At 67.6% G+C, this 24,027-nt stretch carries 20 protein-coding genes; 10 read left to right on the top strand and 10 right to left on the bottom strand.

The features are described from left to right. Positions 1-62: 62 nt before the first annotated feature. Positions 63-398 carry a DUF427 domain-containing protein gene (locus FIU83_RS14775; protein ID WP_152484750.1) on the top strand — a complete coding sequence of 112 codons (336 nt, stop codon included), beginning with the start codon at positions 63-65 and terminating at the stop codon, positions 396-398. Here the strand turns inward: FIU83_RS14775 and FIU83_RS14770 are convergent. After that, complete coding sequence (locus tag FIU83_RS14770; RefSeq protein WP_152484749.1) at positions 371-2,524, bottom strand: cation-translocating P-type ATPase; 2,154 nt, start codon at positions 2,522-2,524, stop codon at positions 371-373. The two genes, FIU83_RS14775 and FIU83_RS14770, sit on opposite strands and share 28 nt — an antisense overlap. Before the next feature lie 138 nt (positions 2,525-2,662). Here FIU83_RS14770 and FIU83_RS14765 point away from each other — a divergent pair, with 138 nt between their 5' ends. After that, a complete protein-coding gene (locus tag FIU83_RS14765; RefSeq protein WP_152484748.1) occupies positions 2,663-3,145 on the top strand; it encodes a helix-turn-helix domain-containing protein in 483 nt (160 codons plus the stop codon). A gap of 105 nt (positions 3,146-3,250) precedes the next feature. Here FIU83_RS14765 and FIU83_RS14760 read toward each other — a convergent pair whose 3' ends face one another. Next, complete coding sequence (locus FIU83_RS14760; RefSeq protein WP_152484747.1) at positions 3,251-4,093, bottom strand: PhzF family phenazine biosynthesis protein; 843 nt, start codon at positions 4,091-4,093, stop codon at positions 3,251-3,253. Between the two features lie 100 nt (positions 4,094-4,193). Between FIU83_RS14760 and FIU83_RS14755 the strand changes: the two genes are divergently transcribed. Then, the gene (locus FIU83_RS14755; RefSeq protein WP_152484746.1) at positions 4,194-5,120 is read left to right on the top strand and encodes a LysR substrate-binding domain-containing protein; all 927 of its coding nucleotides are present in this window, start codon (positions 4,194-4,196) and stop codon (positions 5,118-5,120) included. On the opposite strand, the gene FIU83_RS17720 is transcribed toward FIU83_RS14755, so the two are convergent. Further along, positions 5,117-5,386 (bottom strand): helix-turn-helix domain-containing protein, encoded by a 270-nt coding sequence (locus tag FIU83_RS17720; protein ID WP_301538563.1) that lies wholly within the window; start codon positions 5,384-5,386, stop codon positions 5,117-5,119. The two genes, FIU83_RS14755 and FIU83_RS17720, sit on opposite strands and share 4 nt — an antisense overlap. Continuing rightward, positions 5,317-6,273, bottom strand: coding sequence for a LysR substrate-binding domain-containing protein (locus FIU83_RS14745; RefSeq protein ID WP_152484744.1), 957 nt, complete (start codon positions 6,271-6,273; stop codon positions 5,317-5,319). The genes FIU83_RS17720 and FIU83_RS14745 overlap by 70 nt, the downstream gene beginning before the upstream one ends. Before the next feature lie 123 nt (positions 6,274-6,396). On the opposite strand from FIU83_RS14745, the gene FIU83_RS14740 reads away from it, so the two are divergent. After that, on the top strand, positions 6,397-7,101 hold the full coding sequence (locus FIU83_RS14740) for an FMN-dependent NADH-azoreductase (protein ID WP_152484743.1): 705 nt from the start codon (positions 6,397-6,399) through the stop codon (positions 7,099-7,101). A 17-nt stretch (positions 7,102-7,118) separates the two neighbouring features. On the opposite strand, the gene FIU83_RS14735 is transcribed toward FIU83_RS14740, so the two are convergent. Continuing rightward, positions 7,119-8,114, bottom strand: a complete 996-nt coding sequence (locus tag FIU83_RS14735) for an ion transporter (RefSeq protein ID WP_152484742.1) — start codon at positions 8,112-8,114, stop codon at positions 7,119-7,121. 128 nt (positions 8,115-8,242) lie between these two features. Further along, positions 8,243-9,331 (bottom strand): nitronate monooxygenase family protein, encoded by a 1,089-nt coding sequence (locus FIU83_RS14730; RefSeq protein ID WP_152484741.1) that lies wholly within the window; start codon positions 9,329-9,331, stop codon positions 8,243-8,245. Positions 9,332-9,516: 185 nt separating this feature from the next. Between FIU83_RS14730 and FIU83_RS14725 the strand changes: the two genes are divergently transcribed. After that, positions 9,517-9,960, top strand: a complete 444-nt coding sequence (locus FIU83_RS14725; RefSeq protein ID WP_152484740.1) for a GNAT family N-acetyltransferase — start codon at positions 9,517-9,519, stop codon at positions 9,958-9,960. Between the two features lie 32 nt (positions 9,961-9,992). Here the strand turns inward: FIU83_RS14725 and FIU83_RS14720 are convergent, their stop codons facing one another. After that, positions 9,993-10,649 (bottom strand): 5'-methylthioadenosine/S-adenosylhomocysteine nucleosidase, encoded by a 657-nt coding sequence (locus tag FIU83_RS14720; RefSeq protein ID WP_152484739.1) that lies wholly within the window; start codon positions 10,647-10,649, stop codon positions 9,993-9,995. Between the two features lie 205 nt (positions 10,650-10,854). Here FIU83_RS14720 and FIU83_RS14715 point away from each other — a divergent pair, with 205 nt between their 5' ends. The 5 genes from FIU83_RS14715 (at position 10,855) to FIU83_RS14700 (ending at position 14,056) form a co-directional block, all read left to right on the top strand. After that, positions 10,855-11,199, top strand: a complete 345-nt coding sequence (locus FIU83_RS14715) for a DUF427 domain-containing protein (protein WP_152484738.1) — start codon at positions 10,855-10,857, stop codon at positions 11,197-11,199. Between the two features lie 86 nt (positions 11,200-11,285). Then, positions 11,286-11,471 (top strand): hypothetical protein, encoded by a 186-nt coding sequence (locus tag FIU83_RS14710; RefSeq protein WP_152484737.1) that lies wholly within the window; start codon positions 11,286-11,288, stop codon positions 11,469-11,471. Continuing rightward, positions 11,464-11,967, top strand: coding sequence for an LPO_1073/Vpar_1526 family protein (locus FIU83_RS17580; RefSeq protein ID WP_216645038.1), 504 nt, complete (start codon positions 11,464-11,466; stop codon positions 11,965-11,967). The genes FIU83_RS14710 and FIU83_RS17580 overlap by 8 nt, the downstream gene beginning before the upstream one ends. 104 nt (positions 11,968-12,071) lie before the next feature. Continuing rightward, positions 12,072-12,566 (top strand): hypothetical protein, encoded by a 495-nt coding sequence (locus FIU83_RS17575; RefSeq protein ID WP_216645037.1) that lies wholly within the window; start codon positions 12,072-12,074, stop codon positions 12,564-12,566. A 335-nt stretch (positions 12,567-12,901) separates the two neighbouring features. Then, entirely contained in the window at positions 12,902-14,056 is a 1,155-nt protein-coding gene (locus FIU83_RS14700; protein ID WP_152484736.1) for a hypothetical protein, read from the top strand. 178 nt (positions 14,057-14,234) lie between these two features. Here the strand turns inward: FIU83_RS14700 and recD are convergent, their stop codons facing one another. From recD to recC, 3 genes are read right to left on the bottom strand one after another with little or no spacing between them, the layout of a single operon-like run. Then, entirely contained in the window at positions 14,235-16,439 is a 2,205-nt protein-coding gene (gene recD / locus FIU83_RS14695; RefSeq protein WP_152484735.1) for an exodeoxyribonuclease V subunit alpha, read from the bottom strand. Continuing rightward, positions 16,436-20,281 (bottom strand): exodeoxyribonuclease V subunit beta, encoded by a 3,846-nt coding sequence (gene recB / locus FIU83_RS14690; RefSeq protein ID WP_152484734.1) that lies wholly within the window; start codon positions 20,279-20,281, stop codon positions 16,436-16,438. The genes recD and recB overlap by 4 nt, the downstream gene beginning before the upstream one ends. After that, a complete protein-coding gene (gene recC / locus FIU83_RS14685; protein ID WP_152484733.1) occupies positions 20,278-23,919 on the bottom strand; it encodes an exodeoxyribonuclease V subunit gamma in 3,642 nt (1,213 codons plus the stop codon). The genes recB and recC overlap by 4 nt, the downstream gene beginning before the upstream one ends. Positions 23,920-24,027 lie beyond the last annotated feature (108 nt).

The following is a 24,027-nucleotide window of genomic DNA, read 5'->3' as shown; positions in this document are numbered from 1 at the left end:
GCGCCCTTCGGCACCGTAATGCTACTCTGCCGGCATCTTCGTTACGCCCAGAGGAGACGACCATGGCCGATACCTCCGAGCCCCGCATCACGCTGCATCCGCACGAGCGCCGGGTGCGGGTCGTCATCGACGGCACCCTGCTCGCCGACACCACCCGCGCCATCGAGCTGCGCGAGACCGGCTACCCGCCCCGGCTTTACCTGCCCCGGGAGGACGTGCGCATGGACCGGCTGACGCCCACCGAGACCAGTACCCACTGCCCCTTCAAGGGCGAGGCCAGCTACTTCGCCTTCGGCGAGCACGAGGACGTGGCCTGGAGCTACGAGAGCCCGCTCGAGAGCCTCAAGGAGATCGAGGGCAGGGTGGTGTTCTACCCGGGCCCCGGCGAGAAGCGGTAGCCGAGCAGGCGCATGGCGTTGAGCGTCACCAGCACCGTGGCGCCGGTATCCGCCATCACCGCGATCCACATGCCGGTGATGCCGAGTGCCGTGGTGACCAGGAACACCGCCTTCAGGCCCAGCGCCAGGGCGACGTTGGTCTTGATGTTGCGCAGCGTGGCCCGGGAGAGGTCGATCAGCTCGGCGATGCCGCTGACGCGGTCCTTGAGCAGCGCCGCGTCCGCCGTCTCCAGCGCCACGTCGGTGCCGCCGCCCATGGCGATGCCCACCTCGGCGGTGGCCAGCGCCGGGGCGTCGTTGATGCCGTCGCCCACCTTGCCGATCGGTCCCTCGCCGGCGGCCTGCCACTCCCGCACGCGATGGGCCTTGTCCCCGGGCATCAGCTCGCCGTGGGCCTCGATGCCCAGCTGCTCGCCGATGGCGGTGGCGGTGCGGGCGTTGTCGCCGCTGAGCATCACCGCCCGCACGCCGAGGCGCGACAGCGCCGCGAGTCCCTGGCGGGCATCCTCGCGGGGCTCGTCGCGCACGGCGATCAGCCCCAGCGCCCGCTGGCCCTCGACCAGCACCGCGAGGCTCTTGCCCGTCTGCTCAAGCTCGGCGATCCGCGCGTTGAGATCCTCGCCGATTCCTTCACCATGCTCGGCCAGGTGGCGCGGGGTGACCAGCGAGAGCTCGCGCTCCTCGACCCAGCCGGCGATGCCGCGACCGGCCAGGGCGCGGCCGTCGCTCGCCCAGGGCACCGTGAGCCCCTGCTGCTCGGCGTGGGCCAGGATGGCTGCGGCGATGGGGTGGCTGGAGTCGCGCTCGAGTGCCGCGGCGAGGCGCAGGATCTCGCCCTCGTCGTGCCCGGCATCCAGGGCCTCCACGTCGGTGACGCGCGGGCGGCCCTCCGTCAGCGTGCCGGTCTTGTCCAGCGCCACCAGCTTGAGCCGTCCGAGCTGCTCCAGCACCGCGCCGCCCTTGATCAGCAGGCCGCGGCGGGCGCCGGTCGAGAGCCCGGCGGCGATCGCCGCCGGGGTCGAGATCACCAGCGCGCAGGGGCAGGCGATCAGCAGCAGCGCCAGTGCCCGGTAGATCGCCTCCGACCAGGCCATGCCCGCGACCAGCGGCGGCGCCACGGCCATCAGCAGGGCGAGCCCGATCACCGCCGGCATGTAGTAGCGCGCGAAGCGATCGATGAAGCGGGCGACCGGCGCCTTGGCGGCCTGGGCCTCCTCGACCAGGCGGATGACCCGGGCGATGGTGTTGTCCTCGGCGCGCCGCGTCACCTCCACCTCCAGGGCGGCCTCCAGGTTCACGGTGCCGGCGAAGACGTCGTCGCCCGGCGCCCGCGCCCGGGGCACCGACTCGCCGTTGATCGGCGACTCGTCGAGCTCGGAGGCGCCGGCGAGGATGCGCCCGTCGCAGGGCACCCGATCGCCCGGCCGGATCAGCACCCGCTGGCCGGGTGCGAGGGTAGCGGCCGGCACTTCGCGAGTGTCGTCGCCCTCCAGCAGCCGCGCCGTCGAGGGCGTGAGGTCCGCCAGCGCCGAGATGCTGCGCCGCGCCCGGGAGGCGGCCACGCCCTCCAGCAGTTCGCCCACGGCGAACAGGAAGACCACCACCGCGGCCTCGGCGGCGGCGTCGATGGCCAGCGCTCCCAGCGCGGCGATGCTCATCAGCATCTCGATGGTGAAGGGGTTGCGCTGCTTCAGCGCGCCCCAGGCACCCTGCAGGATGGGCACCAGCCCCACCGCGGTGGCGGCGACGAAGGGCCACTGGCCGAGCGCCGGCCAGGCCAGGCGCAGCGCGAAGGCCAGCACGAGCAGGCCGCCGGTGACGAGTACCAGCCGCCCCTTGGCGGTGCGCCACCAGGGCGCCGGGGCGTCCGGCGCGGCCGCCTCCTCTTCGCTGATCAGGCGGTAGCCGAGCTCATGAATCGTGCGCTCGATCGCGTCGCGGGAGGGCGCGGCATGTGATGGGTGATGCAGCTTGACCGAGCCGGTGACCGAGCTGGCCGAGACCTCCGCGATGCCCTCCAGACGACCCAGCGCCGACTCGACCTTGTGCTCGCAGCCGCCGCAGTCCATGCCCTCGACGCGCAGCGTCAGGGTCGCGGCGGTGGAGGTGGGTGCCGATGTGGCCATGGCGGGGCTCCTCTGCGTGGGGTAACGTCTCAAGCCTAAACCCTGTAGCAACTACAGGTTCAAGTGACGGTCTGACGTGACAGGTCTGACGTCACAGATCCGAGCAAAAACGCTCACCCCCTGCAGCGAGGAGCCCCCATGACGGAGATGTCCCCCACCATCGGCATCGGCGCGCTGGCCCGGCGGGCCGGCTGCCAGCCGGAAACCGTGCGCTACTACGAGCAGATCGGACTGCTGCAGGCCGCCTCGCGGACCGAGGGCGGGCAGCGCCGCTTCGGCGAGCAGGCCGTGCGGCGGCTCACCTTCATCCGCCACGCCCGGGACTTCGGCTTCTCGGTGGAGGCGGTGCGCGAGCTCTTGGCGATGTCGGACCGCCCCGACATGTGCTGCGACGAGGTCGACGCCCTCGCCAAGCACCACCTGGAGGAGGTGGAGTCGCGGCTGCAGCGCCTCGCCGCGCTGCGCGACGAGCTCCAGCGCATGATCGGCCAGTGCGCCGGCGGGAAGGTGGAGAGCTGCCGCATCATCGAGGTGCTCGGCGACCACCGGCTGTGCGACAGCGACACCGCCCATGGCGGCGCCCACGACCTGGGCGAGCCGCCCGCCGCCCGGCGCAGTTGAGGGTGCCGCTGCTGCCCCCTCATGGCGGTCTCGCTCTGTCGCCCTTCTACCCGGGCCATATCGCCCAGTGCAAAAGGGTGACGCCGAATCGCCCGCGGTCAGCTCCTAGGGCGCCTGGAGCGACACCGCGGTGCCCGAGACCACGATGCCCCCGGTGGCCGGCACCTCGACCTCGAGCCGACTCGGCCGGCCCATCGCTTCGCCCTGCCGCAGCGTCAACCGGGCGGGGGCTTCGATCAAGCCGGCATCGCGTAGGTAGCCTCCCAGCGCCGCCGCCGCGGCGCCGGTGGCCGGATCCTCGATGACCCCGCCAACCGGAAACGGATCGCGAACATGGAAGCATGTCGCCGATTCCCGCCACACGAGCTGGAGCGTGGTGAGGTTCTCACGCAGCATCAGAGCCTTGAGAGACGCGAAGTCGTAGGACAGCTCATCGAGCCGCGCCCTGGACGCGACGGCCAGCACCAGGTGCCAGGCGCCGGCATAGGCCAGGGCCGGAGGCAGCTCCGGGTCCAGCTCGGCAGCCGCCCAGCCGAGACTCGTCAGTGCCGCCTCGACCAAGGCCGGGGAGACGGCTCGCTGTTCGGGGGCCACCGAGACCAGCGCGGCATGCCAGTCGCCGTCGACCCGTTCGACCGACACCGGCACCTCGCCGACCGCCGTGGCGAGCCGGTAGGTGCCTGCCCCATTGAGGCGACCCAGCACCACTCCGGCGGCCACGGTGGCATGGCCACAGAAGCTGACCTCGGCCTCGGGGCTGTAGTACCTCACCGTGCGCACGCCGTCATGTTCCGGGCCGAGGAAGGCCGTTTCGGAATAGCCTACCTCGGCGGCGATGTTACGCATGGTCGCCGCGTCGGGCAGGGCGTCGCCGATCCAGACGCCGGCAGGGTTGCCGCCCTCGGGGTCCTGGGTGAACGAGGCCAACCGGTAGAGAGTGCCAGGCATGTCAGTGCTCCTGATCGTGGGGGAATGACTGGCATTATCGGCCTAACAGAGGTAACAACAACGTATCGTTAATCGCCCATCGGCTTAGCTGGAGTAAGTCATGTCGCCCGCCTCACGACTCCCCTTGCCCACCCTGCGTGCCTTCGAGGCGGCGGCGCGTCATGGCAGCTTCAGCGCGGCCGCCGACGAGCTGCATGTCACCGCCGCCGCCGTCAGTCATCGCATCAAGGCCCTGGAGGAGAGCCTGGGCCTGCCCCTGTTCGAGCGCAAGGTGCGCGGGGTGGTGCTCACCGAGGCCGGCGTGCGCTACCAGGCGCGCATCGCCGAGGCCTTCACCCTCATCGATCGCGCCACCCGAGAGCTTGGCCAGCCGAGTCTCGACGGTCCGCTGCGAGTGTCGGCGCCCCAGGCCTTCCTGCAACACGCGCTGATGCCGCGGGTAGGCGACCTGCAGCGTCGCCACCCGGGGCTGGAGCTCACGCTAGTGGGCGACAACCGGCTCGCCGACCTGCGCAGCGGCCAGGTCGATCTCGCGATCCGGTTCGGCAACGGCGACTACCATGGCCTGCATGTCGCACCGCTGCTCGACGATGCCATCACGGTACTGGCCCCGGCGGATGGGAAAAGGCTGCCCGACGATTGGCGGCATGCCTGCTTCATCGAGGACGCGAGCGCCTTGCCCACTGAGCCCTGGAGCCACTGGCGCCCATGGTGGCGCGAGGCGGGGCTGCATGCGCCCGAGGAGCTGCGACGGCTCACGGTCTCGGACAGCGGGCTGGCGCTCACCGCCTGCCGCCAGGGCCTGGGGTTGTGCCTGTCACGGCTGTCGCTGGCCCAGGAGGCGATCGCGCGCGGTGAGGTCGTGGCCTTGCGCCCCTGGCGGCGCACCGAGTTCAGCCACTTTCTGGTCAGCCTGCCGGAGGCGGCGGATGCCCCGCGAGTCGTTGCCTTTCGTGACTGGCTGGATGAGACGCTGCGCGACCTGCGCCAGGCGATGAAGGCGGCGATCCGCCAGCCATCAGCCTAGCGGGCCTGGGCCCGGTACCGGGTCGGGCTGACGCCGCGCACCCGCTTGAAGGCGGCGCTGAAGGCATAGGGCGTCGCATAGCCGACCTGCTCCGCCACGCGGCTCACCGTCGCCTCGGGCTGGCATAGCAGGTCCGCCGCCAGGGCCATCCGCCCGCGGCGTGCAAGCGCTGACGGCGTCCCAGGCGCCAAGGCCCTCAGCTCGGGGGCTGGCGCTCCCCGCCTTCGTCGTCGTCCGGGCGGCCCGTCGTAGGATTCGGGTGACACAGCCCGATCGGCACGCCCAGAACCCAGTCGCGGATCGCCCGCAGGGTCGGGTCATCTCGGCGGTGCTCCGGATAGACCAGGTAGAAGGGCTTGCCTTCCAGCACCGGCCCGAAGGGCTGCACCAGCCGCCCCTCCGCCAGCTCGTCGGCGATCAGCGGCCGGCTCATCAGGGCCACCCCCTGGCCGCCGATGGCGGCGGAGATGGCGTGGGTCTCGTCGGAGAACACCAGCCCGGCGTTCACGTCCAGCCCCGGCACCGCGGCGCGCTTCTGCCAGCCGGCCCAGTCCATGGGCGTCACCGAGGCGCCCTGGGGGCGGAAGTGGATCAGGGGGTGCTCGGGGAGCTCGGCCGGGTCGGTCAGGTGGAGTCCCGGGCTGCAGGTCGGGACGAAGGCGTTGTCGAAGAGCTTCTCCGCCACCAGCCCGGGCCAGCGGCCGTCGCCATAGCGGATCGCCAGGTCGGCGGTCACGCCGTCCAGCGTCACCGGCTCGTGGGTGGCGTGAATGCGCAGGTCGATGTGCGGGTGCGCCTCCGTCAGCCGGCACACCCAGGGCAGCAGCCAGCGCACGGCCACCGCCGGGGTGGTGGAGAGCGTGGCCGCCTGGCGCGCGGGCGGCGCCTTCAGCCGCGTGACGGTCTCGTCGATGCTGTCGAACGCGGCCTCCAGAGTCTGGAAGAGCGCCTGCCCCTTCGCGGTCAGCACTAGCTGCCGGGGCCGGCGCACGAAGAGGTCCACCTGAAGGGCGTCCTCCAGGCCGCGGATGTGATGGCTGATGGCCGTGGCCGTGACGGACAGCTCATCGGCCGCCTGCTTGGCGCTCTGATGGCGGGCGGCGGCCTCGAAGGCCCGCAGGGCCGAAAGCGAAGGGAGTCGGCGAGGGCTCATGAGTGAATTTAACTCATCTGTATTGGCAAGTATTCATCGTTTGTGACCCTTCATGGCAGGACATAGGCTCGATATACCTCATCCACGATGAGTGAGTTCAACTCACAAGACAAGGAGCCCGACATGACCCACCTCCTGCAACTGGACGCCAGCGCCCGCCCCGGCCTCGCCGGCATCGATGAGCACGGCTCCCTCAGCCGTCTCCTGACCCACCGCTTCGTCGCCGGCTGGCAGGCCCGCCAGCCGGAGGCTACCGTGACCCATCGCGACGTGGGCGCCACCCCGCCCGCCTTCATCGATCAGCGCTGGATCCAGGCCGCCTTCACGCCCGCCGAGCGCCAGGCACCCTGGATGGCGGAAGTGCTGGCCGAGAGCGACCGGCTGATCGACGAACTGAGGGCCGCCGATGTCGTGGTGATCGGCGCGCCGCTCTACAACTTCGGCATGCCGGCAGCGCTGAAGGCCTGGGTGGACCAGGTCGTGCGCATGGGCCGCACGGTGGAGTATGACCCCAGCCGGCCGGACGATCCCTTCATCCCCCTGCTGGACGACCGCCCGCGCCACGCCGTCATCCTGGCCTCGCGGGGCGGCGCCGGCTTCGAGCCCGGCGGCGCGCTGGCGCACATGAACCACCTCGAGCCGGGGCTTGCCACGGTGCTGGGGTTCATCGGCATCACCCGGATCCACCGCGTGGCCATCGAGCACCAGGAAGAGGGCGGGGAGCGGCTGGCCGCCTCCCGCGCCGCGGCCGAGCGCCGGGTGGATGAGCTGATCGCCCGGTTGCAGGCGTCCTCGCCGGCGAGCCCCCAGCCGGCGCTCACGGCCTGAGGGCGAGAGAGCCGGGCTCACTGATAGCGGTGCTGCCAGCCCTTCACCGCGATCTGCTCCTTGAGCAGCTCCAGCATGTCCACCAGCACCTGCTCGGTGATCCGCTCGGTCTCGGGGTCGGTGCGCAGCCAGGCATCGAAGCCGCTCTCGGCCAGGTGCTCCACCAGGGCGGAGAACTCCGCCGACTTGAGGCCCGCCAGGGCCTCGTCGACCAGGCGGCAGGCGAGGTCCGAGAGCGAGGCCTCGAGCCCCCGTGTCAGCTGCCCGCCCAGCGGCAGGCGCCCGAGCCGCTTGAGCTCCGGGCTCTCCGCCAGGGTGCGGCCGACCAGCCCGCGCACGTAGCGCAGGGTGTCGTCGCGGTTGTGGGCATAGGCGTCGCCCGCCATGGCCTCCAGCCGCTGGCCGATCTCGTGGATCAGCGCCTGCTTGCGGGGCCGCACTACCCGATCCATCAGCGGGGCGGAGAGCCTGTCGCTCTGGCGGATCTCCCGCTGCACGTTGTCGAGCATGCGGACGGCGATGCGGTCGGTGAGCTCCTCGAGCAGGATGTCGTAGTACTTGGCGACCACGCTGTAGAGGTACCAGCGGCGCACGTCGATCAGCCCCATGCGCTGCAGGCGGTGCAGCAGCGAGATGACGCGCAGGATGCGCAGCAGCCGGAAGCCGCCCATCGGGATGCAGCCGAGCACGTCGTACCAGTGCACGAAGGGGTAGAAGAACCAGCGATGGTAGTGGCGCTCGGCGATGGCCACCGCCCAGCCCAGCAGGACGTCGAGCAGGAAGATCGACACGAACGCCAGGTCGATGGTGAGGAAGTTGGCATGGATGTGCCGCTCGTAGGCGGCGTGCAGGCCCGGGGCCACGGCCTCGAAGGCGGCGTTGAGCGGCGGCAGCAGGTAGAGGCTGTCGAACAGCAGCAGCGCCAGGTTGGCGATCACCAGCACGATGACGAGCAGGTCCCAGACCAGGTGGACCCGCTCCAGGGCGGGGGAGGTCGTGCGGGTGGCAGGCATGGCGCCTCCTTGAGCTCGATGCCGAAGGGTCGCCTCTCATCCTAAAGCCTCGGCCAGCCGCCGACACCCCGGGCCTGCTCAACGACGACCGAGCCGCGGGGCACTCGGGAACGGCCGTGCCCGTGCCGTCAGGCGCCGTCTCGCCACTCCCGAAGCAGCCGGCTCACCAGCTCGCCGGCGGGGAGTTCGCGCGCCAGCGGCGCGCCCTGTCCGGCCCAGTGGGCCGCGAAGTCATGATCGCCGCGCTCGGCCGCCGCCGCGTTGAGCCGCTTGGCCGCGTCGTACGCCAGCGGATAGGCGGGCGGCCTGACCTTGAGCGTTGCCCCGGTCGTGGCATCGGGCGTGGCCTCGGCATGGCGCATCAGGCGATTGAGGATGCCGCGCGCCGGGCGCCCGGACAGCGCCGTGGTCATGCGGGTCGTCTCGGCGCGCTCGCTCTTGAGGGCCGCGCGATAGCCCTCGTTGGCCGCCGATTCCGGGCACAGGATAAAGGCCGTTCCCAGCTGGGCGGCGCAGGCGCCCAGCGCCAGGGCCGAGCGGATGCCCTGGCCATCCATGATGCCGCCGGCCGCGACGATCGGCAGGTCCATCTCCCTGACCAGCCGGCGAACGAGCACGGCGGTGCTCAGCCGCTCATCGTCCGCCGCCGGATCGAAGCAGCCGCGGTGCCCGCCCGCCTCATCGCCCTGGGCCACGATGGCGTCGACGCCCGCTGCCTGGATCTCGCCCGCCTCCCGCAGTTTCGTCGCCGTCGCCAGCGTGTAGATGCCGGCCTCGCGCAGCGCGCGTATCCACTCCTCGGGCGGCAAGCCGAAGTGAAAGCTGACCACGGCGGGGCGCGTCTCGAGCAGCATCTCGAAGGCCGCCTCGTCCTCCACGAAGCTGCGGTAGATCTCGTCGAGCCCCGCCGGCGGCTCGCGATCGTATGCCCGGAACAGCGGCGCCAGGTGCGACAGCCAGGCCGCCTCCCGGGCCGGGTCGCGCTGCGCGGGGGCATGGCAGAAGACGTTGACGTTGAACGGGCGGGGCGTCAGCGCCCGGGTGCGCTCGATCATCGCCCGAGCCTTATCGACGCCGCTGGCGCCGATCCCCAGCGAGCCCAGGCCGCCGGCATTCGACACGGCCGCCGCCAGCGCCGGGGTGGCCACGCCGGCCATGGGCGCCTGGATGATTGGCTGGATGCCCAGCCGGTCGGTCAGGGGATTCGACGATGTCATGGGAATGGCCTCCACGAGTGCGGGATACGGTGGCGTCGGTTGACAGCAGTGGGCGGCATGGCGTCTTTTATCGGCGCGCCAGCCGCCGCGACGTCGCCCGAGCCGGGCCCTTGTCTCGACCCGGCCGCCACGAGGCGGCGCACGACGCCATGGCGGATAGGGAACAAGAAACAGGGGAGTGTGGGATGTACGTCGAGAGTGTGGAAAAGGAAGACTACCGCGAGCTGCTGGAGGTCTGGGAGGCCTCGGTCAGGGCAACGCACGACTTCCTGCGGGAAGACGACCTGCTGGAGCTGAAGCCGCTCATCTACGAGAAGTATTTCGGCGCCCTCGACCTGACCTGCGTCAAGGGCGAGGGCGGTGACATCCTGGGCTTCTGCGGCGTGCAAGGCGGCAAGATCGAGATGCTGTTCGTCGCGCCGCAGGCGCGCGGCGCCGGCATCGGCTCCCTGTTGCTGGATGACGCGGTGACCGCCCAGGACGCCTCCCGGGTGGACGTCAACGAACAGAACCCACAGGCGCTGGGCTTCTACCGGCACAAGGGGTTTTCCGTCACCGATCGCTCAGCGCTCGACGGCTTGGGCAAGCCCTATCCGCTACTGCACATGGCGCTGGTGAACACGCCGTGACGCGCCGCGCCCATGGCCTCGACGGTGGCGCCTCAGCCCGCCAATAAGCCCTCGCCGAGCGCCTCGCCCAGCCGGTCCACGGCGGTGGCCAGTTTCTCGTCGATGACGTGGAGATACTCCGTCCAGTCGTCGACGTGGTTGAGCTCCGCCTTGCCGTCCGAGATGCCGCGAAGCACCACCAGCGGCACGTCGAAGCGGGTGCAGGCGCGCAGGCAGGCGTAGCTCTCCATGTCCACCATGTCGGCGGCGATGGCGGCATAGGCCGCGCCCGAGACGATGTTGGCGCCGGTGGAGAGCGACGCCTCGGGAATCTCGGGAATGCGCAGCGGCAGGGGCAGGATGTCCGGCAGGTCGAGAAAGGGCGTGACGCCTTTCTGGAAGCCGAGCGGCGAGGCGTCCATGTCGCGGTAGGCCACCGAGGTCGCCTGATAGACCTCGGTCTGCTCGAGCTCCCGGCTGCCCGCCGAGCCCAGCGACACCACCAGGTCCGGCCGTTGCCCGCGCGCCGCAAGCTCCGCCAATGCCGCGGTGAGCTCCACCGCCGCCTCCACCGGCCCCACGCCGGTCATGAAGGGCGTGAACCGCTCCCGCAGATGCGGCCCGTATTCCGCGTCCGCCGCCATCACGAACAGCACGGAGCGCCCGCCGATCGTCGTCAGCGGCGCCGGTGCGCGTGGTGTCTGGTTCATCCCCAAGTCTCCCGCAATTTATGAATGCCACCATCATGGCGGGCGGGCGCGTTGGCGCCAAGCGGGCGAGGGCGTGAGGGAGGCGAGCGAGGCGTTCCCGCAAGATCGATCTAGATCAAAAGCCGAAGTGAAATTGTCACCAGGCGGTGACAAGCTGACCCCCTCGTTCTAGGCTGATGGATCAGCCAACCAGCAAGGGACTGCCATGGCCAATCACTCCACCGAATCTCGCATCACCCTGCACCCGCATTCACAGAGGGTGCGCATCCTTGCTGGCGACACCCTGATCGCCGATACCCGCAATGCCATCGAGCTGCGCGAGAAAGGCTATCCACACCGCCACTACATCCCGAAAGAGGATGTGGATATGGCGAAGCTTTCGATTTCCTCCACTGTCACTCTCTGCCCGTTCAAGGGCGATAGCACTTATTACTCGTTGCTCGATATCACTGATGTAGCCTGGAGTTATGAACGGCCGATCGACGAGATGCAGGCGATTGCCGGGCGGTTGGCTTTCGATGCCAGGAAGGTGACGGAGCTTGTGGAATGATGGCCGCTATCGACCCAGTGCGGCCATCCGGGAGAAAGCAGCAGGCACGCTCACCGGTGTTATACATCTCGGATAGAGAATAAAATATGGAATGGATTGCAGAAAATAAAGATTGGCTATTTAGTGGTGTTGCAATAGCCATACCTCTTGCAATCATAGGTTGGTTGATTTCTTCTCGTAGGAAAAAGCAAACCCAAAAAGGCGGTGATAATTCGACAAATATACAGGTTGGTCGAAATCTCAGAATAGGTGGTAGAAAAGAAGATGACTAGACAGAGCCAAAAGGGCGGAGAAGGTTCTAATAATTTCCAGGCTCAGGAAATGGTGGTGCAAGTCGGCATTGATGAGAAACGTGCAAGAGAAGTTTTTCAAGAGATGAACTTGCAACTTCGAAAGGAATACACTCAAGAAGCATTAGAAGTTGCAAATGCCCGTGTATCTGAGTTTGAGAATAGTCTCATGCCTAAAATGGAGCGGGTAGAGGGAGCCTTGGAGGCGTTTGCAGATCCAAGCTTTCAGCTGCTGCTAGTCGAAGCCCAAAAAACAGCTGCGGCTACCGAAAGACCAGCAGATTACGATCTCTTGTCAGAGTTGCTCATCCATAGATTCCAAAAAGGTAGCAATCGTAACGCTAGAGCAGGGATAAGCCTTGCTATAGATATAGTAGATAAGGTTTCGGATGAAGCATTGCTCGGCTTAACTGTGGCCCATGCGGTAGCCCAGTTTATTCCAATAAGTGGAGATTTCAGCAAGGGCTCAATGCGTTAGAAGGTCTTTTTGGTAAATTATTCTATGGAGAGCTTCCTAAAGGACAAGAGTGGCTTGACCATTTAGATGTATTGAATACTATTCGATCAAACTCGTTTGGCAGCATGAAGAAGACCCGAGAATATTATTCCAATACACTGTCTGGCTACCTTGATGTTGGTATTGAAAAGGAGTCTGAGAACCATAAAATGGCCATAGAGATCCTTTCCAAAAATAATCTGCCAAAAGATTTATTGGTCGAACATGACTTCAACAATCAGTACCTGAGAATTCCTGTTACAAATAGAGGGCATATCCAAAATCTATCTTTAAATCGAGTGGTGATGAATGAAGGTAAGCCGCGTTTAATGAGTTTTCCTTTGACAAAGAATCAGTTGAGCGCAGTCGAATCTATCTATGACCTTTACACTCAAGATAATAATTTAAGAAAGATTAATGTCGATTCGTTAATGGTCGAATGGGATGATCGCCCTAACTTAAAAGCGCTAAGAGAATGGTGGGATAATATTCCTATGGCTTTGGCAATTACTTCAGTTGGAAAGGTTCTAGCCCATTCTAATGCGCAAAGACGTGATAATACCTTGCCGCCGCTCAATTAGACGGTGTGCGAAGAGTGTATAACAAAGGCGTTATATCAGCACATTCTGGATGTCCTCTTTTGGCCGGATGCCGAACTTCAGGCTACGCTGATTACGCTTGTGCAGACACTGACGACCCACAGCCGACAAGCCAGCAGACACTTTGAGCCGTGTTATGCAACTGGCACGATTGTTGGTGCTATACTGAGACTTTATACTTCATTAGCGAACGTGCTTATGGTTAGGGAAGAAATGGTTCGCGGTATTATGCTGACGAGGGAGCGTGTGCACTTAGTATCACACAATTTACTCTAATCGCTGTTATTTTATTAATTTTTGATGCGGTGGGTTAGTTAATGTTTGATAACAAAGAGAAGCACATACTCCGTTCCGTAATTTTTTTATCGGGGCAGGCCGACTCTCTCCTCTCCAAAGGGGATCCCTATGGTCAGCTAGATGGCGCGCGCGAACTGATGCTTTTTTGTGATAGTTATGTGTTGAATGAGCGCACTGTGGTTAGCGGTATATCTTCTTTTTGTGATGGAGCCTTATCGGAACGAATCTTAAGTCTATCAGGGCGTGATGATGGAGTTGAAACTGCTGGATATGGAGCTTCACGCTATGATTTTGATATTAGTGTCTTTGAAGATGTGTTGAATATTACTGCATTTAGCGGGGTTATTAAAGATATTGATGAAGAGATAGAGAATAAAGAAAGAGGCGTGGAGATTGGTGGCGCGAAAGATCTTAGGCACCAGCGTGACATATTGGTTCATGACAATAGAGTTAGACAGCAGCAAGCACTTATTTTATTGGCTGACCAAATAGAGGCAAATTACATTGCTGAAAGAAGATATGGATCAGAAGCGTTAAAGAGGTATCCCGAAGTTGTAAGATTTTTACCCCACATGGTCGTAAATGATTTCAAGGAATGCATTCGATCTGAAATGGAGAAAATATTTCCAGGAAGTTTGCATGAAATATACGCTCCATCATTTTTAGCCGAGGCATTGCGCAACTCCGACAATGTGTCGGGTGTTTTTAAGTCATTATTGGAGATGCGATATTCTCAAGGTGCCAAGCACTATCGTTCGCTAATTAAACTATACTCAGATCCAAAGTTATCGTTGCCGGAGAGGTATGAAGCCCTTAAAGAAGCCAGTAGTGACTCAAATTCTTTATTGGCAGGTGAAGGCTTAAAGTCGCGTTTTCCCACATGGATAAAATGGACTATTGGATTGACTGCTGCGGTAACCTCTCTATGGTCTCCGCATGTAGCTTTAGTACCTATTGCCATCGAGGGTGGCGAAAATTTGGATAAATATTTGAGGAGACGATCAAATATATATGGGCAACTTTCTCGAATATCAGGCATAGATTTGTATCCCGAGATAAAAAGAATATTTCCCGGCGTGTCGTTCGGTCCAGAACATTTAAACTATTTTTTAAAAAACGAAAACTTCGGATGGAAGGATAAGGATTCAATTCACAAGTACTTTTTGGGGAGATGAGGGGTGAAACGGAAACTCTCGGATAATTTCCTGAAGCAATAAATGTGGTACATAATACTTGCTCCAGATAGGCGTTGACACGCCAGTTAAGTATAGCGTCACATCAGATTCGTCGACAAGTCCGCTTTTGGCCGAAAGCTTAACTGGAAATTGGCTTGAATAAGGGAGCTGATGCGCTTCAACTCCCCAACCCACTTACCCGCATCACCCTTCTCTGCGCCGCGTCTATCAGCTGGCCGCGGCCGGTTTCCACCAGCGTCAGCCAGTGGCGGGCGCGGGTGATGCCGGTGTAGACCAGCTCCCGGGTGAGGATGGGGTTCGGCGCGTCGGGCAGTACCAGGGCGGCGTGGGTGAACTCCGAGCCCTGGGACTTGTGCACCGTCATCGCGAACACCGTCTCTACCGATTGCAGGCGCGAGGGCAGCACCCACTTGATGCGACCGGTGCCATCAGTGGCGGGGAAGGCCACGCGCAGCAGGCGGCGGCTGTCGTCTGCTGGCTTTGAGTCCGGGCGCGGCATGTCCAGGGTGATGCCGATATCGCCGTTCATCAGCCCCAGGCCGTAGTCGTTCTTGGTCACCAGCACCGGGCGGCCGGGATACCAGCGCTGGCGGCCGTCCTGGCTGTCGATCAGTTTCTCCCGCTCCAACGCCTGTCGCACCCGCTCGTTCAGGCCTTCCACGCCCCAGGGGCCGCGGCGCAGCGCGCACAGCAGCTGGAAGTCGCCGTGGGCCGCCAGCACGGCGCGGGCCCAGTCATCGAATTCCTGCTGATCCGCGTCGTCGGCCGGGCGCCGCTCGGCCATCACGCTCAGGAAGTGGCGATAGCCCACCGGGGGTGGCAGCGTCTCGTCGCGATCAATGCGGCCCTGCCCTGAATTGGGAAAACGCTCCGGGCAGCCGGTCACGGCCAGGCGGGCCAGGCCGCGCTCGTCGTCGGCGGAAAGTTTCTGGTGCGATAGGTCCGCGAAGCCGGCGCTCAGTGCGCCGCCAATCGCTTTGCGCTTGGCGGCGGGCTCGGCCTCCAGGTTGATCGCCGCGGCCAGCTGGCCGATGCCGCTGTCGGCGGTGAAGCGGTGGCTGACGCGCAGCATGGCGATGGCCTGGTCGAGGGGCTGGCCGTCGGCGTCCCGCGTCTCCGCGGGCAGCGGCTGGCCGGTGGCCTCAGCCAGCCACTCGGCGGTGGCCGGGGTGTAGTGGCCGCCCTCGGCCCGGGCGCACAGGTCGCCGAGCACCGAGCCCGCCTCCACCGAGGCGAGCTGATCCTTGTCGCCGAGCAGTACCAGCCGCGCCCGGGGCGGCAGCGCCTCGAGCATCGCGGCCATCATGCCCACGTCCACCATCGAGGCCTCGTCCACCACCAGCACGTCCAGCGGCAGCGGGTTATGGCGATCGTGGCGGAAGCGGCGGGTGTCGGGCCGCGAGCCCAATAACCTGTGCAGCGTGCTGACGTCTTTCGGAATCACCTCGCGCAGCCGCTCGGGATCGTCGGCCAGGCCGTCGAGGTCCAGCCGCGCCACCTGGCCGGCGATGGACTCGTTGAGCCGGGCGGCGGCCTTGCCGGTGGGCGCGGCCAGGCGGATGCGCAGGGGCGGTGCGCCGTCCGCTTCGCTTTCCTCGTCGTCGCTATTTCCCATGGCCAGCGCCTGGAGCAGGGCGAGCAGGCGCACCACGGTGGTGGTCTTGCCGGTGCCGGGGCCGCCGGTGATCACCGCGAAGCGCGAGCGGCCGGCCAGGGCGCAGGCGGCCTTCTGCCAGTCGATGGCTGGCGGCGCATCGCCCCGCTCGGGAAAAAGCGCATCGAGGATCGGGCGCAGGCGGGCGGCGTCCGGCGCCTCGTCGTTCTCCCCGCTACCGAGCCGGGCGAAGATCCGGCTGTGGATATCCTGCTCGTGCTGCCAGTATCGGCGCAGGTAGAGCCGCGGGCGCGCGGCGGTGCCGGCGAGCACCAGCGGGGTGCTGCCGGGGCCGTCGGCCACCAGCTCGGGTTGATCGAGGGCGGCGCGCCAGGCGTCCAGCTCCAGCGCGGCCATCACCCGGCTGGGCAGCGGCGGCGGGTCGTCCAGGCTGTCGCCCTCCGGCGGCAGCGAGAGCGCCAGGTCCGGGGTGGCCAGCGTCTGGGCCAGGTCCAGGCAAACGTGGCCGCGGCCGAGCTGGTGGCTGGCCAGGGCTGCCGCCAGCAACAGCAGGGGTGAGGCCTCACTCACCCCGTTGGCCGCCGTCGCCTCGCGATGCAGGAAGGCGGCGAAGGCGCGGTCCAGCGAGCGCAGCCAGCCGCGTGCCACCCAGCGGTCGAGCAGGGCGAACAGCGCCGCATGATCGGCCAGCGCGTTTTCGGGTGCTTGTTCGGACGCGGCGGCGTGGTTGGGGATATCCGGAGTCATGCGACGGCCTCCTCGGCGGAACGGAACAGGGCATCGAGCGCGAGGATCAGCTCGCTCGGCGGGCGTTCGGCGTGTACGCCGCGGGAGGGCGCGCGGGTGCCGCGCAGGAAGACGTAGAGCGCCCCGCCCAGGTGGCGCTCGATGTCGTAGTCCGGCAGCCGGGCCTCGAGCAGCCGGTGCAGGGCCAGCAGGTAGAGGCAGTACTGCACGTCGTAGCGCTTCTCGAGCACGGCATCAAACATCGCCGCCTCGGTGTAGGCGGCGTCGTCCGCGCCCAGGTGGTTGGACTTCCAGTCGAGCACGTAGAAGCACCCCTCGTGCTCCACCACCAGGTCGATGAAGCCCTTGAGCATGCCGTTGAGGGTATCGGGCTCGAGCGCCGGCCGCGGCCGGCCACCGAGTGTGTGAGCGCTTACGAGGGCGTCCATCTTGCGTGTATTCACCTTGTGCGCGGCGAACCAGAATTCCAGCTCGATCCGATAGTTGCGCGCGCCGTCCAGGGCGTCGAGGCGCAGCGGCGCGGCCTCGCCATCGCCCGGCTCCGGCACCGGCAGCGGCGTGGTCAGCAGCTCCGGCAGCCACTGTTCGAGGGCGGCGATCTGGCCCTCCCAGCCGCGGCGGTTGGCGCGCCGGGCCAGGGTGTCGGCGCGCAGGTCGGCGTCCTCGGCCACCCGGGCGAAGCCCTCCTCGGCGGCCCATTCCAGCAGGCCGTGCAGGAAGGTGCCCGCCGAGGGGCCGCGGGGGAAGCGGTGAAGCGAGCCCTCGCTCACCGTGGCGGCGGCAGCATCGAAGGGCTCGTCGATCACCTCCATCGCCGTGGCCTCGTCGGCGGTGGTGGGCTCGGGCGCCGGCTCGGCCTCGCCGGCGGATTCAGCTTCCTCATCCGGGATGGCGCCGGTGCGCAGCGCCGAGTAGCTGGCGATCCACCAGTGCTCGCGGATCGTCCGGCCGGGCGCGCGGGCATGGCCGAGCGGCGCGTCGTCGCTGGCGAGCTCGACCGGCGTGGCCTCGGCCTCGGGGGCGTCGATCACCTTGACCCTCCCCTCGCCATCGGCCAGCGCCTCGAGGGCCGGGCGCAGGGCCTCGGGCGTCAGTTCCTCGCCGCCCTTGAGCAGGTGGCCGACGGCGCTGCGCTCCATGGCGTCCAGCGGCGCCAGGCCGAGCCAGGTGGCGTGGCGGGCGCGGGTCAGGGCGACGTAGAGCTTGCGCAGATCCTCGCCCAGCCGCTCGCGGTCGGCGCGGGCGAGGATGGCCTCGTCGGCGGAGAGCGTCAGGCGCAGGTGGCCGTCGTCGTCGTGCCAGCGCAGGGGCAGGTCACCCTGCTTCACCGGGCGGAAGGCGGCGATGAAGGGCAGGAACACCAGCGGGTACTCCAGGCCCTTGGACTTGTGGATGGTGACCACCTGCACCAGGTCGGCGTCGCTCTCCAGGCGCAGGCGGTGGGTGTCGGACTGCGTGTGCGGATGCGCGCGGGACTCGGCGAGGAAGCGCAGCAGGGCGTGCTCGCCGTCGATCTCGGCGCTGGCCTCCTGCAGCAGCTCGCCGAGGTGTAAGAGGTCGGTGAGCCGTCGCTCGCCCTCGGGCACGGCCAGGAGCCGGCCGGGCACGGCAAAGTCGGCCAGCAGCCGGTGCAGCATGGGCAGCACGCCGCGGCGCTGCCACTGGCGGTGGTAGTCCCGGAACTGCATCACCCGCGCCTCCCAGGCCAGCTCGTCCTGCTGGGGGCCGCCGTTCAGGGCGTCGAGCTCGGCGAGCGAGAGCCCCAGGCTCGGCGTGGCGAGTGCCGCGCGCAGGCAGCGCTCGTCGTCCGGCGCGGCGCAGGCGGCGAGCCACCCCTCCAGCTCGGCGGCGGCCTCGGTCTCGAACACGCCCTCCTTGTCGGAGAGGTAGACGCTGCGGATGCCGCGGGCGAGCAGGGCGCTTCGGATGGCGCGAGCCTCGCCGGCGTTGTTGACCAGCACCGCGAGGTCCGACGGCGCCAGCGGGCGCAGCTCGCCATCTTGGGTAAAGCCCGTCTGCCCGGCTTGGCCCTCGCGAAGGAGTGCGGCCATCTCGGTGGCGCAGCGCCCGGCCAGCTCAGCCAGGTAGGTGCCCTTCGGCAGGGTCTCATCGGCGGCCAGGTGCCAGAGCGTGAGCGCCGGCTGTGTGGCGCCGTGTCGGGTCAGCGAGTCCTTGCGGCCGTTGGCGTCGACGGGCGCGAAGGGCACGGGATTGTCGTCGCCGCGGCGGAACAGGAAGGCGCCGGCGTCGCTTTGCTCGGCGTGGGCGAATACCCGGTTCACGGCCTCGACCATGGGGCCGGCGGAGCGGAAGTTGGTGCCGAGGGTGACGTGGCGGCCGGCGGTGTCGCGCCGGGCCTGGAGGTAGGTGTGGATATCGGCGCCGCGGAAGGCGTAGATCGCCTGCTTGGGGTCGCCGATCAGCAGTACCGCGCTGTCGTCCCGGTTCTTCTCCAGCTCGTAGACCCGGTCGAAGAGCCGGTACTGCACCGGGTCGGTGTCCTGGAACTCGTCGACCAGGGCCACCGGGAACTGCTCGCGGATGCGCGCGGCGAGCGTCTCGCCGGCCTCGCCCGCGAAGGCGGCATCCAGCCGGTGCAGCAGGTCGTCGGGGCCGAGCTCGGCGCGGCGGCGCTGCACGGTCTCGCGGCGCGCGGCCATCCAGTGCACGGCGTGGGCGAGCAGGTCGGCGAAGGGATCGGGCAGCGCGGCGAGCTTCTCCGGCAACGCTTCCAGCGCCTCCAGCGCCGGCAGGTTGGGGGCCGGCTCTTCCTTCCAGATCTCGGCGATGCCCTCCGGCGTCAGGCGCTTCCAGGCGGCGGGGGTAAGATCGGGGCTCGCGAGTTCGGCATCAAAGGCCCAGGCCCGCAGGGCGGCGAGCCAGTTGGCGCGGCTCTTGGCGTTGAGCTTCTGGCCGTTGAACGCCTTGCGCTGGGCGGCGGCCTCGAGCAGGGCCTCCAGCTCGTCGAGCCAGGCCGGCCAGGGCGCCTTCAGCTCGGCCAGCGCCGCGGCGCGCTGTTCGCGGTAGTTCGCGAGCGCATCAAAGGGCGGCGGGGCCACGGGCAGGGCGGCGGCATGGGTGCGCAGCCGGGCGGCGGTGTCGTTCAAGGCGTCCGGCGTGGTCCAGTAGCGGGCGACGATCGCCAGCGCCTCGGGGTCGAGGTCGTAGTAGAAGCTGCGCCAGTAGTCCCGGGCGATCTCCAGGTCCATCTCGGACTGGTCCAGCGACATCTCCAGGGCGAACAGGCTGCCGCTGTCGAAGGCGTGCTCGCGCAGCATGCGGTGGCACCAGGAGTGGATGGTGGAGACCGCGGCCTCGTCCATCCACTCGGCGGCCAGCCGCAGTCGGCGGGCGCAGGTTGGCCAGCTCTCGCGGGGGTAGCTGTCGCGCAGGGCAAGCAGCGGATCGCCTAATCCCTCTTTGGGGTCAGACCCCTCAGCGGACTTTGGGGTCTGACCCTCGGGATCGGAGAAGAGGTCGCCGATCAGGGGCGGCTCATCCTCGGGGTCAGACCCCTCAGTGGACTTAAGAGTCTGACCCGGATCGGACTGAAACGCCTCGGCGGCCTCGACCAGCCGGGCGCGGATGCGGTCGCGCAGCTCCTGGGTGGCGGCGTTGGTGAAGGTGACCACCAGGATCTCCGGCGGCGTCAGCGGCCGCGGGAAGCTGGCCGCGTCCGCCTCGTTCCGAGGACCGAGCACCAGGCGCAGGTAGAGCAGGGCGATGGTGAAGGTCTTGCCGGTGCCGGCGCTGGCCTCGATCAGTCGGCTGCCGGTGAGCGGCAGCGCCACGGGATCGAGCCGAGGCGTCTCGGCCGCGTGCAGGGTTTCCGTCATCGTCATGCCTTGCCTCCCTGGCCCTTGCCGCCTTTCCTGTCGCTCTTCTTATCCCCGCCCTTGGCCTTCACCGCATCGTGAAGGGGGGCGTAGAGTGCGGCGGTCAGCTCGGTGAAGTGCCGCCCGGCGGCCTCATGGCCCACGAGGCTCGCGAGGTCTCGCCACTGGCGGGCGAGATACGGGTCGCGGCCCAGCTCGCCATGGTCGCCGTTGTAGCCGGTGCCATGGAAGGCGGTGACGGCGGCCTTCCAGGCCTTGAGGTCGGCCTCTTCGGCCTTCTCCTCATTTCCAAATACGCGGGCCAGGGCGTTCGCGTCGCCGCCCTTCTCGTGCCAGGCGAAGGCGGTGTCCCGGGCCAGCGGCAGGGGGGTGGCCATGCCGGCGCGCCAGGCGCGGGCGATGGCCTCGAGATGCTTGCGCGCGGTGGCTTCGTCCAGCGGCGCCAGGGTGCCGCCGCCGGCGCGGGAGAGCAGCACCGTGGTCATGGGGCCGAGGGCGAGCTGGCCGGCCAGGTGGCCGACCCAGGGGGCGAGCCAGTGCTTCCAGTTATATTTGCCCTTGTTGACCAGGCTGCTGGTCATCAGCACCAGTCGGCAGCGCTCGCCGTCGGCGTTCTCGCGCTGGCCGTCCAGCCAGTCCTCGATCTGCAGCGGGCCGTCTGGGGTGGCGAGCTCGAGCGACACGGACGCCGGCGTCTCCCAAGCGTGGGGCCAGGCCTCGAGCTTCTCGGCGTAGGCCTCGAAGAGGTCGTCCAGGGGCTCTACGAGATGCTCACGCATCAGCTCGGCGAAGCCGCCCATGGCGAGGCGCCCCTCGCGCTCCAGGCGTGCCAGGGTGTCGTAGACGGCGGGGGTGGGCGATGCGCCTTCGTCCACGGCGAGGCGCCCGGCCTCGATCAGCGCCTGCTGAAGCTGCCAGTGGTCCAGGCCGTCCAGGGCGAAGGGCTCGTGGTCGGGGCTCTCCAGCGCCTCGCGCTCGAGATAGACGCCGAGCCGGGTGGTGAAGAAGGCCTTCACCGGCTCCTTGAGGAAGCCGCTGAGGCGCGAGAGCGTCAGTGCCGTGTCGAGCTCGATGGGCGGCAGCTCGCCGTCGGCCACGGCGTCCGGCGCGGCCTGGTGCACCGCCCGCCACTCCCGGGCGTAGGTAAACAGCCTCTCGTCTTCCGAGAAGCTCTCTAGCGCGCCCGACCCCGCGCGGAAGTATTTTCTGCTGAACGGCTGCAGCGGATGCTCGGTGGTCAGGGCGTCGACCAGGGCCTGGCCGGCGTCGTCCTCGTGTTCGTGGCCGGCGAGTGTCCAGCCGGCGGCCAGGTGGTCGCGCAGCTGGCCGAGCAGCACCGAGGGCGGTCGCGGCTCGTTGTCGTGGATGCTGCGGCCGACCCAGCTGACCATCAGGCTGTCCCGGGCCGAGAGCAGCGCCTCGAGGAAGAGGTAGCGGTCGTCCTCGCGGCGCGAGCGGTCGCCGGGGCGGTAGTCGTGGCCCATCAGGTCGATGTCCAGCGGGCGCTGCACCCGCGGGTACTCGCCGTCGTTCATGCCCAAGAGGCACACATGGCGGAAGGGGATGGCGCGCATCGGCATCAGGGTGGCGACGTTCACCGCGCCGGCCAGGAAGCGCTGGGAGAGGTTGGCCTCGTCGAGCTGGCCGAGCCAGTGCTCGCGCACCACCGAGAGCGGCAGCGCCTCGGTCAGGCCGGCGTCCTCGGTGGTCTCCTGCCACTCCTCGAGGAGCTCCTCCAGGCGGCTCAGGGTGGCGAGGTCGGCCTCATCCTCGGCGGCGAAGCAGGCGGCGAGCAGCCCGCGTAGCCGTCGGCACCAGGTGGCCACGTCGGCGGGCTCGCTGAGCGCGCGCCACTGGGCCTCGAGGGCGTCGAGCAGGTCCATCAGCGGGCCGGCGAGCGCCGCCTCCAGGCCGCCAATGTCGCCGAAGGGTTCGATATCGTGCCAGGGGCCGTCGGCGGTGTCACCGACGGCGTAGCCCAGCAGCAGCCGGCGCAGGCCGAAGGCCCAGGTGTTGGCGGTGAGCCCGCCGGGCAAATCGAGCCGGGCGCGCTGCGTGGCGTTCAGCCCCCAGCGGATGCCGGCGCCCTCGATCCAGCGGCGCAGCACCGGCAGAGCGTCGGCGTCCAGGCCGAAACGGGCGCGCAGGGCGGGCACTTCCAGCAGGTCCAGCAGGTCGCTGACCGTCAGCCGCGCCTCCGGCAGGTGCAGGAGCGCCTCCAGCGCCACCAGCAGCGGCTGGCGGTGGCGGCTGGTCTGGTCGGAGAGCGTGAAGGGGATATGGCGCGGGTCCTCCGGCGACAGGCGGCCGAACACCGCCTGCACGGCGGCCGCGTAGGTGTCGATGTCCGGCACCATCACCAGCACGTCGCGCGGGCGCAGCGTGGGGTCGGCGTCGAAGGCGGCCAGCAGCTGGTCGTGGAGGATCTCGACCTCGCGCAGGGCGCTGTGGGCGACGTGGAAGCGCAGGCTGCGATCATGGGCCGGGTCCACCGCCGGCCAGGCCTCGCGGGTCTCCTGGGGCGGACGCAGCTCGAGGATATCGTCCTGCAGCTGCTGCAGCAGCCCCGGCGCCTCGCCCTCGGTGGGCGAGTCGAACAGGTCGATGCGCATCGCCTCGGCGTCGAACAGTGCCCGGTAGGCGTCCTGGTCGTCGAACTCGTCGAGCAGGCGCAGGTAGTCGCGGCCCTGCTTGCCCCAGGCGGCGAGCAGCGGCTGGGCGTGGAGGTGCAGCTCGGTGTCGTCGAGCTCCAGCGGCATGCCGGGGCGGTGGCGCTGGCGTCGGCGGGCGGCTCTCAAGAGATCCTTATGCTCGATGATGTCCGCCCAGTAGTGGCGGCAGGGGTTGTGCACGCAGAGCAGCACCTGCGTGACTCGGGACACCGCGGCCAGCGCCTCCAGCGTCTGGCGGGGCAGCGAGGAGATGCCGAACACCACCACCCGGCGCGGCAGCCCTGGAGGCCTCGTCTCGGGGGTGAGCTCGCGGCAGGCCTCGAGGAAGCGGGTGTGCACCCAGGCGCGGCTGGTGGCGAGGCCCGCCTCGCCGATGTCGTCGCGCAGCCGCCGCCACAGCGCCGGCTGCCAGCGCTGGTCCTCGGCGAGGGGCCTGGCCTGGCCGCGGGCGTCGATCAGCTCGTCGCGGCCCTCGGCCCAGGCGGCGAGCCAGTCGGCGCGATAGACCTGGTACTGGTCGAACAGATCGGCGAGGCGCTCGGCGAGCTGATGGCGCTTGCGGCGATCCTCGTCGTCGGCCAGGAAGCGCGCCAGGGGCGCGAAGATTTCGTCGTCCGTGAGCTCCGGCAGGAGGCGCATCAGACGCCAGATCAGGCGCGGCTTGTCCAGCGGAGAGGCCGGCGGCACCGCGTCCGCACCCAGTACCGCGCGGTAGGCCTGCCACAGGTAGCGCGCCGGCAGGGTGACGTCCATCGCCGCGGCGATGCCGGTACCCGCGGGCGGGTCCGCGGCCAGCGCCAGCTTCAGCCACTGGCTGATCCCGTTGCTCTGCACCAGGATCACCTCGTCCTCGAGCGGCCCCAGCGGGTGATTGCGCAGCCATTCCACCGCCAGGTCGCGAAGCGCCTCCAGGCGGTTGCCGTGGATCACCATGAAGCCGGGCGTCAGTTCGGTCTGGGCGGTGGCGAGCATGGCGATTCCTTCGCGTCGGGCGGGCAGGGGGCCATGGTGCCGCAAAACGCCGGGGGCATGAAGCCGACCGAGGGCCGGATGAACCTCCATGGCGGGCACGAGTCGAGA

The organism is Halomonas sp. THAF5a (genome assembly GCF_009363755.1).
Taxonomy (GTDB): Bacteria; Pseudomonadota; Gammaproteobacteria; order Pseudomonadales; family Halomonadaceae; genus Halomonas.
The sequence above is the reverse complement of the archived record's forward strand: the minus strand, read 5'-3'. Positions and strand labels throughout refer to the sequence as shown.

Bases quoted from the DNA above. Each gene is read 5' to 3' on its own strand.
- FIU83_RS14725 (WP_152484740.1), top strand. From the start codon at position 9,517: ATGTACGTCGAGAGTGTGGAAAAGGAAGACTACCGCGAGCTGCTGGAG.
- FIU83_RS14760 (WP_152484747.1), bottom strand. From the start codon at position 4,093: ATGCCTGGCACTCTCTACCGGTTGGCCTCGTTCACCCAGGACCCCGAG.
- recB (WP_152484734.1), bottom strand. From the start codon at position 20,281: ATGACGATGACGGAAACCCTGCACGCGGCCGAGACGCCTCGGCTCGAT.
- FIU83_RS14765 (WP_152484748.1), top strand. From the start codon at position 2,663: ATGACGGAGATGTCCCCCACCATCGGCATCGGCGCGCTGGCCCGGCGG.
- FIU83_RS14700 (WP_152484736.1), top strand. From the start codon at position 12,902: ATGTTTGATAACAAAGAGAAGCACATACTCCGTTCCGTAATTTTTTTA.
- FIU83_RS14745 (WP_152484744.1), bottom strand. From the start codon at position 6,273: ATGAGCCCTCGCCGACTCCCTTCGCTTTCGGCCCTGCGGGCCTTCGAG.
- recC (WP_152484733.1), bottom strand. From the start codon at position 23,919: ATGCTCGCCACCGCCCAGACCGAACTGACGCCCGGCTTCATGGTGATC.
- FIU83_RS17575 (WP_216645037.1), top strand. From the start codon at position 12,072: ATGAAGAAGACCCGAGAATATTATTCCAATACACTGTCTGGCTACCTT.
- FIU83_RS14740 (WP_152484743.1), top strand. From the start codon at position 6,397: ATGACCCACCTCCTGCAACTGGACGCCAGCGCCCGCCCCGGCCTCGCC.
- FIU83_RS14775 (WP_152484750.1), top strand. From the start codon at position 63: ATGGCCGATACCTCCGAGCCCCGCATCACGCTGCATCCGCACGAGCGC.
- FIU83_RS14770 (WP_152484749.1), bottom strand. From the start codon at position 2,524: ATGGCCACATCGGCACCCACCTCCACCGCCGCGACCCTGACGCTGCGC.
- FIU83_RS14715 (WP_152484738.1), top strand. From the start codon at position 10,855: ATGGCCAATCACTCCACCGAATCTCGCATCACCCTGCACCCGCATTCA.
- FIU83_RS14735 (WP_152484742.1), bottom strand. From the start codon at position 8,114: ATGCCTGCCACCCGCACGACCTCCCCCGCCCTGGAGCGGGTCCACCTG.
- FIU83_RS14720 (WP_152484739.1), bottom strand. From the start codon at position 10,649: ATGAACCAGACACCACGCGCACCGGCGCCGCTGACGACGATCGGCGGG.
- FIU83_RS14710 (WP_152484737.1), top strand. From the start codon at position 11,286: ATGGAATGGATTGCAGAAAATAAAGATTGGCTATTTAGTGGTGTTGCA.
- recD (WP_152484735.1), bottom strand. From the start codon at position 16,439: ATGACTCCGGATATCCCCAACCACGCCGCCGCGTCCGAACAAGCACCC.
- FIU83_RS14730 (WP_152484741.1), bottom strand. From the start codon at position 9,331: ATGACATCGTCGAATCCCCTGACCGACCGGCTGGGCATCCAGCCAATC.
- FIU83_RS14755 (WP_152484746.1), top strand. From the start codon at position 4,194: ATGTCGCCCGCCTCACGACTCCCCTTGCCCACCCTGCGTGCCTTCGAG.
- FIU83_RS17580 (WP_216645038.1), top strand. From the start codon at position 11,464: ATGACTAGACAGAGCCAAAAGGGCGGAGAAGGTTCTAATAATTTCCAG.